The following is a 12,073-nucleotide window of genomic DNA, read 5'->3' on the forward strand; positions in this document are numbered from 1 at the left end:
CAAATCTTCCTAATCCTAATGTAATATTTCTCTTGCGCTTTAAACTTTGCGTATGATTTGGAACTCAAATTGTTATATCAAAAGCGTTAGGTAAATTAAACACACACACAGATGAAAAAGTTAATCAAATTACCGGCAATTGTGCTGGGGCTACTGCTCCTGGTGACCGGTTTCACACAACGCGCTATGGCGCAGGACGAGGAGGTATCTCTTCAATCATTTTATGATGAGCTGTCCCCTTATGGCACCTGGATACAGGACCCACAATATGGGTATGTCTGGAGACCTGACGTTGACCAACAAGATTTTAGACCTTATTATAGCAATGGCCGATGGGCAATGACCGAATACGGGAATACCTGGGTCTCTGATTATGACTGGGGTTGGGCACCGTTTCACTATGGAAGATGGGTTTACAACCGCTACAGACAGTGGTTATGGATTCCTGATACGGTATGGGGACCGGCTTGGGTAACCTGGAGAAGCGGTGGTGGATATTATGGATGGGCACCTTTAGGTCCAGGCCTCAATATCAACATCAATATTGGCATCCCTGATAACTGGTGGGTATTTATCCCTCAGGCAAACATTTATTACGATAGATTTCCAAGATATTATTCCCGTAGAAATGTGACAATTATTCACAATACCACCATCATTAACAATACGTACGTGAGGGGAAGAAGAACTTATTATACTGGTCCGAGAGTAGACGATGTTAGACGTGCAACCAGAAGCGATGTACCCGTTTATCGTGTGAACAGAACCGACAGAGCAGGAAGATCCGAAATCAGAGGCAATGAATTGAATATCTACAACCCGAGATCTTCAAGAACAGGAAGAGGAACGGCTGAAGCGCCGAGAAACGCCATTAAAGGCGATGCGAACTTAACCAGAGGTGATCGTACTTCGCCGGTAAATTCTAATGCTATTGATCGTCCTTCCAGAAATGAGGGTACAGCCGGCACAAGAAATCCTGGTACAGACCGCATAGGAAGAGGAAACCGGGGGGATCTGAACTCATCACCTAATAATACGCCTGCCGGGGAGAACAACGGCAACAATAGGCCCTCGAGAGAAAATAACAGACCTGCAACTTTACCCAACAGGAATCCTGATATGAATCCCGCGCAGCCGGACCGTACGAATACAGGCAGAGATAATAATCGTCCGTCAAGGACACAGAGAGTACCTGATGCTTCGCAAAATGTGCCGCAACAACAACCAATGCCTCAACAACCGGCTCAACAGCCTCAGGTAAGACCGCAACGGGAGCAAAGGCCAGAAAGACAGATGCCTCAGCAGCAGCCTCAACAGCAACCGCAGCGCCAGCCGGAACCACAAAGGCAGCCGGAACCGCAAAGGACGGAGAGAAGAGAAAGGCCAGTGCAACAGCAACAGCCTCAACAACAGCCGCAACGCCAGCCAGAGCCACAGCGTCAACCGGAACCACAAAGGCAGCCGGAGCCGCAAAGACAACCGCAGGCACAGCCACAGAGAATGGAAAGACAGGAGCGTCAAAGTGCCCCTCCCCGTTCTTCTGAAGGTAGCGGCAGGGAAGGTCGTACTGAAGGAGGAAGATCTTCCAGAGGTGGAAGAGGTTAAATATTTCTAAAAATCATTAGAAACCGGTCAGAAATGGCCGGTTTTCTTTTGTCCGATTTTGCTGATCCGCAGCACTACAGGAAGCGATACGATTTCTTTTATATATTATATTTATCTTTGCAGCCTCATCAAGCACAACAGGCTTAATTCTTTATGATTCACCCAGAAATAGAAAAACGAAAAACATTCGCTATTATCAGTCACCCCGATGCCGGTAAAACTACCCTTACAGAGAAGTTTTTACTTTTTGGAGGTGCAATTAATACAGCCGGAGCGGTTAAACGCAACAAGGCCAATCAAAGCAATACTTCCGATTTTATGGAAATTGAGAAACAGCGTGGAATTTCCGTGGCTACCTCAGTAATGGGCTTTGAATATAGTGGAAAACGCATTAATATATTAGATACGCCGGGTCACAAGGACTTCGCGGAAGATACTTACCGTACTTTATCTGCTGTAGATAGTGTTATTTTGGTGGTCGACTGTGTAAAAGGTGTGGAAGAGCAGACTGAAAAGTTGATGGCAGTTTGCCGCATGCGAAATACTCCGGTAATCATCTTTATCAATAAGATGGACAGAGAGGGTAAAGATGCTTTCGACTTGCTAGACGAAATTGAGAATAAATTGAACATCAGTCTTTGTCCTTTGTCATGGCCAATTGGCCAGGGGCATACTTTCAAAGGGGTGTATAGCATATATAACAAGCACCTGAATCTTTTTGAGGCGGATAAAACCAAAATCAGTCAGTCGGTAATTGAGGTTAATGACCTGAATGATCCGAACCTGAATAATTTCCTGAAACCAAAAGAACTGGATGGACTGAAAAGCGAACTGGAATTGGTAGAAGGTGTTTATGGTCAGCTAGACAAAAGCATGTACACGGAAGGCTTACTTGCCCCTGTGTTTTTCGGAAGTGCGATCAATAACTTCGGGATTAAAGAATTGCTGGATACTTTCGTTCAGATTGCGCCTAGCCCTAGAAGCAGGGAAGCAGAAGAGCGTGAAGTGAAAGTAGAAGAAAAGAACTTTAGTGGTTTTGTATTTAAAATACACGCCAATTTAGATCCGAAACACCGCGACCGTATTGCCTTTTTAAGAGTTTGTTCGGGCAAGTTTGAGCGTAATAAATTCTACTACCATACCCGTCAGGGCAAAAAACTGAAATTCTCTAACCCGATGGATTTCATGGCCAATGAGAAAAGTATTGTAGAAGAAGCATGGCCGGGAGACGTTGTCGGACTATACGACAGTGGAAACTTTAAAATTGGGGACACCTTAACTGAAGGCGAACAATTGAAGTTTAAAGGCATTCCTAGCTTCTCTCCTGAGATATTTAAGGAAGTAGAGAACAAAGATCCATTGCGCACAAAACAGCTGGAAAAAGGCATACAGCAGCTTACAGAAGAAGGCGTAGCACAATTGTTTACTGCACAACCGGGTAACCGTAAGATTATTGGTGCAGTTGGTGAGCTACAGTTTGAAGTAATCGCTTTCCGTCTGGAACATGAGTATGGTGCAAAAGCACATTTCCGTACTTTAAGTTATGGCCGTTCGAACTGGGTTACGTCTAAAGACAAGAAAAAATTAGAAGAATTCCTGAAAAGGAAACAACAACATATTGGTGAGGATAAGGATGGTAATCCAGTATTCCTTGCGGATAATGATTTCATGATCAATATGACCATGCGTGATTATCCGGATATTGAATTCCACAAGACTTCGGAATTTAAATAGGCCCTTAAAATTAAGCGCCTGAAATATTCCGCAGCGAACTGAATATCAAAAAAAATGCCCCGAAAAAGTAGTTAACTTTTCCGGGGCATTTCTTTTTTAAGCGTTTTTTTTCAGCAGGTTTTCATTCAGGATACTTATTCCTCCTGCTAAATAAAGGCCTATATCTTATTTCAATTTAGCCAATGCTGTTTTGATTCTTGGAATCATGTTTTCAATATCACTCAAAGAGCAACCTCCAACAGAAGCGCGGAACCAGTTTACCGTTTCATCTGTTCCAAACGCGGAGAAAGGAACCAATGCCACCTGAGCTTCTTTGATCAGGTAGAAATTCACATCTGCGCTGTTTTTCAACACCTCACCTTCCGGCGTAGTTTTTCCGATATAATCGATTTTTAACGTCAGGTAAATGGCACCCATCGGAATCACGGCATCAACCGCAAATCCTGCTGTTTTCAATTGCTGAAAACCGTTATAAAGTGCATCAAGGCTATTTTGAACCTGCTTTTTAAAGGAAGTCAGGTACTGATCTACTAAAGTTGCATTTTTAAAATACTTGGCAACAGCCACCTGTTCTGCTTTAGGCGCCCATGCTCCGATATGCCCCAATATTGATTTCATTTTACTAATGATATTCTCTGGTCCAAAAGCCCAGCCTACACGTACTCCGGTAGCCGACAAACATTTAGAAATTCCATCGATATAAATCACATAGTCTTTCAATTCCGGACGTAAACTCACTGGGTTGATGTGTTCCTTACCAAAAGTTAACAACGAATAAATCTGGTCGTACATGATGTACAATGGCTTTTCATCCGGAGATCTGCTGTCGTTTTCTGCAATGACCACATCACAAATTTCTTCCAGCTGTTCTTTGGTAAACATCGTCCCTGTAGGATTTAGCGGAGAACATAAAGCCAATAGTGTTGCGCCTTTCAAATGAGGTTTTAACTGTGCCGCAGTAGGCATAAAATTATTTTCTACTATGGTTTCCACAGCAACTCCTTTTGCAGAAGAAAGGTGACAATAGTGGTTGTTGTTCCATGATGGTGCCGGATAAATCACTTTATCTCCCGGATCGATCAAGGCCAGGTAAGTTGCATAAATTAAAGGGCGGGAACCGCCTGCAACCAGAATATCCTGGGTGGTATAATTTAAGGCATACCTGTCTTTTAAAACACCGACTACCGTTTCGCGTAATGGCAAAATACCATCTGCGGGTGGGTAATTGGTTTGATTTTGGTGATAAGCATCAATAATCTCATCTCTCAGTTCAGCGGGAATCGGGAAAATAGAAGGGTCGAAATCACCGATGGTCAGGTTTGCAATATCTGCCCCCTTTCGCTTCATTTCATTGACTTCGTTTCCAATTTTAATGATTTCCGAACCGATAAGCGTGTTAGCTAATACTGATACTTTCATTGTATTTTATTTATATATGAATAATTAAGCCAGCAACTTTTCAATTGCGGCATCCGTTTTCTCAAATTTAAACTGGGAGAGCACTTCATTCATCATGCCTTTAATTTCGGGATTGCAAAGGTTCCCAATGCTACCTTCATGGGTATGATTTACCTGTGTAGAAGGCGAGAATGTGCCATTTTCAATCGTTTCTCCAACAATTTTATACGCTTCTCTAAAAGGAATTCCTTTTAAAGCCAGTTCATTTACTACTTCAACGCTGAATAGGTAAGCATATTTCTTATCCGCAAGGATATCATCTTTAATGCGGATATGTTGCAGCATATAAGTGGTCATTTCCAGACATTCATTCAGAGAAGTAATGGCAGGGAAAAGGTTTTCTTTCAGCAATTGCAGATCGCGGTGGTAACCGGAAGGCAAGTTGGTGGTCATCAATGCGATTTCATTCGGCAGGGCCTGAATTTTATTACATCTGGAGCGGATCAGTTCAAAAACATCCGGGTTCTTTTTATGAGGCATGATGCTCGAACCGGTTGTTAACTCATCAGGGAAGCTGATAAATCCGAAGTTTTGGTTGATAAACAAGCAAACATCCATGGCCATTTTAGCCAGTGAAGCCGCTACCGAAGACATGGCCTGAGCCAATACACGTTCCGTTTTTCCTCTGCCCATCTGTGCGTAAACCACATTATAATTGAGTCTTTCGAAGCCCAGTAATTCCGTGGTCATCGTTCTGTTTAAAGGAAAAGAAGAGCCGTAACCTGCCGCGGAACCCAATGGATTCTTGTTGCAAATCTTATAGGCGGCCAGCATCATTTCCATATCATCGACCAGACTTTCGGCATAAGCGCCAAACCATAAGCCAAAAGAAGAAGGCATGGCGATCTGTAAATGCGTATATCCCGGCAATAATTTGTCTTTATGGGTATTGCTTAGTTCAATAAGCTGTTCAAAAAGTACAGTTGTATTACCCACCATTTCTTCGATACAGCTCCTGAAATAAAGTTTTAAATCTACCAGAACCTGATCATTACGGGAGCGTCCGCTATGGATTTTCTTTCCGGCATCGCCGATGCGTTGTGTCAGCAACCATTCTACCTGCGAGTGTACATCTTCTACCGTATCATCGATAGTGAATTTCCCAGCGGCGATATCTGCGTATATATGTTTGAGTTCAATCTGTATTTCTAATAGCTCTGACGCGGTTAATAGTCCGATACTTTCCAGCATTTCCACATGGGCTAAAGAGCCTAACACATCAAAAGCTGCCATTTGTAAATCCAGTTCTCTGTCTTTACCAACAGTAAAAGTTTCAATATCCTTATTTACGTCTACGTTTTTTTGCCAAATCTTCATTTATCAATCTATAGTTTAGGTTCTTTAAAGGCTAAAGTTATTTTGCAAAAATACAATAATTACGCTACAAAGGGTCATGTACAATATTCTTGTCACATTAGAATATTGTTAAACTAAAACAATAATTTAGGGAAAATCTTTAACCTAATGAACAGCATCAAGTATTCGCTCTTACTGTTGATCCTACCATTCAGCACAAGCGTCCTGGCACAGCAGAAACCGGCATTAAGCTGGAAAGATGTTTCCAAATGGAATTTCATCCGAAGTAACACGTATAGCCTCTCCCCCAACGGACAATGGTTGTCCTGGGCAAAAGGGCCTACGGAAGGCGATCTTCAAACAGTCATTAGAAAAGTTTCAGATACCAGCAATTTCAGTTACCCGATTGGGGCAACAGCTTCAGGTGTAGCCTATTCTAAAGACTCGAAATACGCAGCGTTTAAAGTATCAGCGAAAGAAGCGGAAGTCAAGGCGGTTAAAAAAACGATGAAACCACTGTACGATCAGCTGGTTTTGGTTTCCTTACCGGGGAATCAAAAGACAACTTTTGAAAAAGTAAAGACTTTCAGTTTTTCGGCGGATAATCCGGAATGGCTGGCGATTCATTTTACCGCAGCAGAGAACGCTTCAAAAGATAAAGACGCTCCGAAAGGAACCGATCTTTTACTTTATCAATTGAACACAAAAAAGAGCTTCAATCTGGGCAATGTATCCGAATATTCCTTCAATAAAGGCGGAACAATTTTGGCTTATATCATTGATGCCAACGGTCAAAATGGAAACGGAACTTTCATTAGAGACATGAAAACCGGACTCATCACCGCCATAGAAAACGACAAAGCAAATTATAAAAGCATCAATTGGAATGAGAATGGCGACGCATTTGCCTTGCTCAAATCCAACAAGAATGAAAAATATAAAGAAGCCGTTTTTACCGTCATCGGGATTAATAAAATTGCCGGAGAACTGAGCAACAAGATATCTTTCAGCGGACTCAGCACTAAAAACTTCCCAAACACCATGGGAATTAGCGGCAATGGTACTCCTTATTGGTCAGAAGACCAAACTACGCTGTTTTTTGGGATCAGTACTCAGGAAAAGAAAACAGATAGCACGGCAAAAGATAAGACTGCCGGCAAGCTAGCGAACGCTAAAGCAGACAGCACCATAAAATCCAAAGCGGACCATAAATCTCTGGCAAAAGAAGATATTGAAAAACCGGATATGATCATTTGGAACTGGCAGGATAAACGTCTTCAATCTGCACAACAAACTCAGGAGACCAGAGATAAAAACTACAGTTACCTCAGTGCTTACCGCATTGCAGATCAGAAATTCAGTCAGCTGGCAGATAGCACGTTAAAAACCGTGGTCATGGGCCCGAAAAACCTATATGCCATCGGTTATGACGATTCTAACTATGAATTAATGGGTAATCTGGATGGACAAGGCTATACCGACATCTACGTAATCGACTTAAAAACAGGGGCTAAAAAGCGTATTTTTGAAAAGTTCTATACCGAAGGCAGAGGCTTGTTGAGCATGGCTCCAAACGGAAAATGGGCCAGTTTCAGCAAAGATGGCGCCTTTTACAGCATCAATCTGGAAAGCGGGCAGCAATACAACCTGACTCAAAACATCAAAGCTTCTTTTGTAGATGAATTGGACGACCATAATGTCCTTAAACCTGCTACATCCAATTTCGGCTGGACTGCCGATTCCAAATATGCACTGATCAAAGACAATTACGACCTATGGCGTATTTCTGCGGATGGAAAAACTGCGGTTGCTCTTTCTGACAACTGGAAAAGCAAAAAGCTACAGGTACAGGGAAGATCTTTTAGCTACCCGAAAGAGAAAGGGACAGACCTGAGCAAAGACCAATACTATACTATTTTCAATAACCAGAATAAGAAATCAGGAATTGGCATCTTAGAAGCCGGTAAAACCAGTATCAAGCCGCTTTTCTTAGATGATCATATTTACGGCGGAATCAGCAAAGCAACTGATGGAAATGTTTTCATTTACGCGAAACAGGACAATGAAAAATCGGCGGAAGTTTATGCAACTACTTCTGCTCATCTGGCCGGTGCTAAACAAATTACTCAAAACACACCTGATCAGGAAAAATATGCCTGGTCTAAGGGCGTTAAGCTCATCAATTACTTAAGTGCAAACGGCGATTCTTTGCAGGCAATTTTATACCTCCCGGCAAACTATCAGGAAGGAAAAAGCTATCCTACGATCACTTACATCTATGAGCGTTTAACAGATCAAATGAATAGTTATGCGATGCCTGGCTTCCCTGGCGGAGGTTTCAACAGAGCCATGTATACCAGCAATGGTTATGCGGTTTTAATGCCTGATATCAAGTATAAATTAAACGATCCTGGTATGTCGGCTGTTGCCTGTGTGGTTCCAGCGGTAAAAGCGGCAATTGCGACCGGCATTGTGGATGAGAAAAATGTGGCCATCCATGGACATTCCTGGGGCGGTTATCAAACTTCCTTCCTGATTACTCAAACCAACATTTTCAAAGCCGCAGCGGCTGGTGCTCCATTAACCAATATGATCAGTATGTATAGTCTGATTTACTGGAACAGTGGTGGTACAAATCAGGCGATTTTTGAAGCAAGTCAGGGCAGGTTAACTCCAGGCTATTGGGACAACTGGGATGCTTTTACCAGAAATTCTCCGATATACCACATCAAAAAAGTACAAACCCCATTGTTATTACTACACAACGACAAAGACGGCGCAGTGGATTATACACAAGGTATTGAGTACTATAACGGGCTTAGAAGACTGAATAAACCGGTGGTAATGATCACTTACCGCGGAGAGAATCACGGGATCGCTAAATTGCCAAACAGAAAAGATTACGCGGTTCGCATGATGGAATATTTCGATTATATGTTGAAAGATAAACCGGCACCGGATTGGTGGGCAAAAGGAATCAACCGTTCTGACATGGAAAAACACCTGGAAGCCAGAGCATTTGAAAACGCTGAAGAACAATAAAAAACATACTTAGTCCAAAACAAACATGGCGCAATACCAAATCGGTGTTGCGCCATGTTCATTTATTTCAAAAAGATCCATTCAGGAAAACTGACCTGAATAAAAACCTGATCGTACTTTTATTTCCCCTTAATTACTGGTTTTAACATTTCGATATACAGCTTAATTCCTTCTTCTACCTCATTTACAAACACATATTCGTCTGCCATATGGGAGCGGGCAGAATCACCAGGTCCTACTTTCAAAGAAGGGATGCTCAATAACGCCTGGTCAGAAGTTGTAGGAGAACCATAAGTTGTTCTACCCAACGCAATACCGGAAAGCACAATCGGATGATCCTTATCAATTGAAGAAGGTTTCAAACGAACAGATCTTGGGGTTACCGTACAATCCACATTCGTTCTGATGATTCTCAAAACCTCTTCATTTGCATAGGCATCCGTTACCCTCACATCTACGGTAAATGTACAAGTTGCAGGCACCACATTATGCTGAGAACCGGCATTGATAATGGTTACCGACATTTTCAAAGGGCCAAACATTTCTGAAACCTTAGAAAAACGGTAATTGCGGAACCATTCAATATCCTTCAACGCTTTATAAATCGCGTTGTCACCTTCTTCGCGGGCGGCATGACCGGCTTTTCCGGTAGTTACACAATCTAAAACCAGCAAACCGCGTTCTGCGACCGCTAAATTCATTAAAGTAGGCTCGCCTACGATGGCAAACTCCAGTTCCCCTAATTCCGGAAGAATACACTCCAGACCATTATTTCCCGAGATCTCCTCTTCTGCAGTAGCTGCCAGACACAGGTTGTAACTTAAACCTTCCTGCTCATAGAAGTAAAGAAAGGTTGCGATAAGCGAAACCAGGCATCCTCCCGCATCATTACTCCCCAATCCATACAATTTACCGTCTTCAACAGTTGGCGCGAATGGATCACGTGTAAAGCCCGAATTTGGCTTCACCGTATCATGATGCGAATTTAAAAGCAAGGTTGGCTTTTTCGGATCAAAATGCTTGTTATAAGCCCACACATTATTCAATTTGCGCTGAGTTTTTACCCCGCGCGTCTGCAAAAACTGTTCAATTACATCAGCGGTCTGATCTTCTTCTTTAGAAAAGGAAGAGATGCTAATCAATTGTTTCAACAGTTCTAAACTATCTTTTTGCAGTTGTTCTATCATAATTTTTATTCTTTGGTATATAAAGCGCCGGCTTTTTGAGCCGACAGCTTGATGCCTTTAATCAAAGAGGAGCTAAAGCCGTTGTGCTCCATCTCATTTAATCCGGCAATGGTACAGCCTTTCGGCGAAGTTACTTTATCTATTTCCTGTTCCGGGTGCGACTGCATTTGCAACAGCAGGTCTGCGGCTCCTTTTGCCGTTTGAACCGCCATTTTCAAGGCTTCATCCGCATGGAAACCAATCTCTACCCCACCTTGCGAAGCCGCTCTGATTCCTCTTAAAAAGAAAGCAATGCCACAGGCACAAAGCGCTGTAGCGGCTGTCATTAAGTCTTCATTTATTTTCACTACCGCACCTACAGTTTCAAACATCCGGGTCACCTCTTCCATATATTCGGCAGAAGCCTGATCGGTCGCAATGCAAGTCATGGACTGCCCGATGGCGATGGCCGTATTTGGCATGGCACGAACTACCTGAGCTTCCTCGCCCAGTTTAGCTCTGATATCCGCACAGCTCACACCGGAGGCCACCGAGATAAAAAGATGTTTTTTCAGGTCTACCGCAGGGCGAATCTGATCCATTAACTGGTTTAACTGCTGGGGCAAAACCGCCAGCACAATCACGTTTGCCTGAGCAACAACCGCTGCATTATCGCCACTAACGATAAAGCCTTGCGCTGCAAAGGGGGCTAAATTGTCAACGTTTCTCCTGGTTAAACTAATCTGACCGGGTGTTGCATAATTTGCTTTCACTAGTCCCCTGGCCAAAGAAATGCCAATATTTCCGCTTCCTAAAATGGCGATATTGCCGTTAAACTGTTTCATCTTTTATATGTTTGGTTGGTGATTGATTGCAGGTGTTCAAAGGTAGTTAAATGATTAACCGGGTCCCAAAACCCGCTTTATTTAACTGAGGAAGCTCATCGGCCTTGCCGATATAAACCGCGGCTACTCCTTTTTTAATCGCTTCAAAAGCATTGTGTAATTTCGGAATCATTCCACCGGATACGACCCCTTCGGATTTTAATCCTTCAAATTCTTCCATTTTAATCTCAGGAACTAAAGAGTGATCATCCTCAATATCACGCATCACGCCTCTTTTTTCAAAACAATAGACCAATACGGTATCGTATAAATCAGACATTGCGATGGCTACCGCAGAGGCAATCGTATCCGCATTGGTGTTTAATAACTGACCTTCGCCATCATGCGTAATCGCGCATAGAACGGGTACTAAACCAGCTTTCATCAGACTATCCAGGGTTCCGGAAGCCACCGAATGTTCATCCAGATCGCCTACAAAACCATAGTCAATATCTTTTACAGGACGCTTAACGCCCTTAATGATGTTTCCATCAGCACCACTGAGGCCGATTGCATTGCAACCTTTCGCCTGCAATTGTGCCACCATATTTTTGTTGATCAGTCCGGCATAAACCATCGTCACCACGCGCAGCGTTTCGATGTCGGTAATGCGTCTGCCCTCTACCATTTTCGCTGCTACACCCAGAGAAACTCCGAGTTCAGTCGCGATTTTACCCCCACCATGAATTAAAATCTTATCTCCGGAAAGTGCCTTAAAGTCCAGTAAGAACTGATGCAGTTTCTCCGAGTTGTCGATTACATTTCCGCCGATTTTAATTACACTAAGTTTCTTCATTTCTATTCCAAATTTTTTCAATGTTCAGTAGGTACAAGCCCGATGGAAAAAACCAGGGGCTATAAAAAAAGGATGCCGGATTTATTCCGGCA

8 protein-coding genes are annotated in these 12,073 nt (G+C 42.9%); 3 read left to right on the top strand and 5 right to left on the bottom strand.

Going from position 1 to position 12,073, the window contains the following annotated elements; translation table 11 throughout:
* The first annotated feature begins 111 nt into the window (after window positions 1-111).
* Both R2Q66_RS14405 and R2Q66_RS14410 read left to right on the top strand, forming a co-directional pair.
* Window positions 112-1,605 carry a DUF6600 domain-containing protein gene (locus R2Q66_RS14405; protein ID WP_316750117.1) on the top strand — a complete coding sequence of 498 codons (1,494 nt, stop codon included), beginning with the start codon at window positions 112-114 and terminating at the stop codon, window positions 1,603-1,605.
* 153 nt (window positions 1,606-1,758) lie between these two features.
* A complete protein-coding gene (locus R2Q66_RS14410) occupies window positions 1,759-3,339 on the top strand; it encodes a peptide chain release factor 3 (RefSeq protein ID WP_316750118.1) in 1,581 nt (526 codons plus the stop codon).
* Between the two features lie 165 nt (window positions 3,340-3,504).
* On the opposite strand, the gene R2Q66_RS14415 is transcribed toward R2Q66_RS14410, so the two are convergent.
* Together R2Q66_RS14415 and argH are read right to left on the bottom strand one after the other, a co-directional pair.
* Complete coding sequence (locus R2Q66_RS14415) at window positions 3,505-4,758, bottom strand: pyridoxal phosphate-dependent aminotransferase (protein ID WP_316750119.1); 1,254 nt, start codon at window positions 4,756-4,758, stop codon at window positions 3,505-3,507.
* 24 nt (window positions 4,759-4,782) lie between these two features.
* Entirely contained in the window at window positions 4,783-6,114 is a 1,332-nt protein-coding gene (gene argH, locus R2Q66_RS14420) for an argininosuccinate lyase (protein ID WP_316750120.1), read from the bottom strand.
* A gap of 147 nt (window positions 6,115-6,261) precedes the next feature.
* On the opposite strand from argH, the gene R2Q66_RS14425 reads away from it, so the two are divergent.
* A complete protein-coding gene (locus tag R2Q66_RS14425; protein ID WP_316750122.1) occupies window positions 6,262-9,135 on the top strand; it encodes a S9 family peptidase in 2,874 nt (957 codons plus the stop codon).
* Window positions 9,136-9,254: 119 nt separating this feature from the next.
* Here R2Q66_RS14425 and R2Q66_RS14430 read toward each other — a convergent pair whose 3' ends face one another.
* Genes R2Q66_RS14430 through argB form a run of 3 tightly spaced genes read right to left on the bottom strand, consistent with a single transcriptional unit; the run spans window position 9,255 to window position 11,981 of the window.
* Window positions 9,255-10,322, bottom strand: a complete 1,068-nt coding sequence (locus tag R2Q66_RS14430; protein ID WP_316750123.1) for a M20 family metallo-hydrolase — start codon at window positions 10,320-10,322, stop codon at window positions 9,255-9,257.
* 5 nt (window positions 10,323-10,327) lie between these two features.
* Window positions 10,328-11,146 carry a pyrroline-5-carboxylate reductase gene (proC, locus tag R2Q66_RS14435; RefSeq protein WP_316750125.1) on the bottom strand — a complete coding sequence of 273 codons (819 nt, stop codon included), beginning with the start codon at window positions 11,144-11,146 and terminating at the stop codon, window positions 10,328-10,330.
* Between the two features lie 46 nt (window positions 11,147-11,192).
* Complete coding sequence (gene argB / locus R2Q66_RS14440; RefSeq protein WP_316750127.1) at window positions 11,193-11,981, bottom strand: acetylglutamate kinase; 789 nt, start codon at window positions 11,979-11,981, stop codon at window positions 11,193-11,195.
* Window positions 11,982-12,073 lie beyond the last annotated feature (92 nt).

Origin of the sequence: Pedobacter gandavensis (assembly GCF_032677645.1) — a bacterium.
In the GTDB taxonomy this organism is placed as follows: Bacteria; Bacteroidota; Bacteroidia; order Sphingobacteriales; family Sphingobacteriaceae; genus Pedobacter; species Pedobacter gandavensis_A.